This window comes from Williamsia muralis, assembly GCF_002735905.1.
Taxonomy (GTDB): domain Bacteria; phylum Actinomycetota; class Actinomycetes; order Mycobacteriales; family Mycobacteriaceae; genus Williamsia; species Williamsia muralis_A.
The window spans coordinates 1-1,012 of sequence record NZ_PEBD01000022.1 but is presented as its reverse complement, the minus strand read 5'-3'; the positions used below and the strand labels follow the sequence as shown (position 1 = coordinate 1,012).

Sequence of the window (1,012 nt, the reverse complement as noted above, 5' to 3'; positions counted from 1 at the left end):
ACATCCTGTCGCCCGCGTCGGGTCGTCCGCTGGCCATGCCGCGTCTGGACATGGTGACCGGTCTGTTCCACCTCACCACGCTCAAGGAGCAAGCGGTCGGCGCGTACACCGCATCGACCGACGGCGACATCGAGCGCGGCGTGTACTCCAGCCCGGCCGAGGCCATCATGGCCGTCGACCGCGGTCTGCTGAGTGTGCAGGCTCCGATCAAGGTCCGGCTGACGCATCAGCGTCCGCCGGCCACCGTCGAGCGTGAGCGTTTCCCCGAGGGCTGGAAGTTCGGCACCCCGTGGGAGATCCACACCACGCTGGGCCGGGTCATGTTCAACGAGCTGCTGCCCAACGACTATCCGTTCGTCAACGAGCAGATGCCGAAGAAGCGTCAGGCCACGATCATCAACGACATGGCCGAGCGCTACCCGATGATCGTTGTCGCGCAGACCGTCGACAAGCTCAAGGACGCCGGTTTCTACTGGGCGACCCGCTCGGGTGTCACCATCGCCATGTCCGACGTGCTGGTCTCGCCGGACAAGAAGCAGATCCTCGACAAGTACGAGGAGCGGGCCGACGGCCTGGAGCGCAAGTTCCAGCGTGGTGCACTGCCATCTGGTCACCGTCGAAGTCGGCGTTGAACGCCTCACACACCAGCGGGTGCAGCTGGATGGCCTTGCCCTCCACGAGCTGCGGCTCGAACGCCTGGATGCCCAGACGGTGCAGGGTGGGTGCACGGTTGAGCAGCACCGGGTGTTCGGCGATGACCTCTTCGAGCACGTCCCACACGGCGGGGCGCTGACGCTCCACCATCCGCTTGGCGGACTTGATGTTCTGTGCCTGGTTCAGGTCGACGAGACGCTTCATCACGAACGGCTTGAACAGCTCGAGAGCCATCAGCTTGGGCAGACCACACTGATGCAGCTTGAGCTGCGGGCCGACGACGATGACCGAACGGCCCGAGTAGTCGACGCGCTTGCCGAGCAGGTTCTGACGGAAACGACCCTGCTTGCCCTTGAGC

At 64.8% G+C, this 1,012-nt stretch carries 2 pseudogenes; one reads left to right on the top strand and one right to left on the bottom strand.

From position 1 onward, the window contains the following. A pseudogene (locus CSW57_RS24160) lies at nt 1-602 on the top strand (DNA-directed RNA polymerase subunit beta'); the annotation flags it as partial. Here CSW57_RS24160 and CSW57_RS24155 read toward each other — a convergent pair. After that, a pseudogene (locus CSW57_RS24155) lies at nt 595-1,012 on the bottom strand (DNA-directed RNA polymerase subunit beta'); the annotation flags it as partial. The pseudogenes CSW57_RS24160 and CSW57_RS24155 overlap by 8 nt on opposite strands.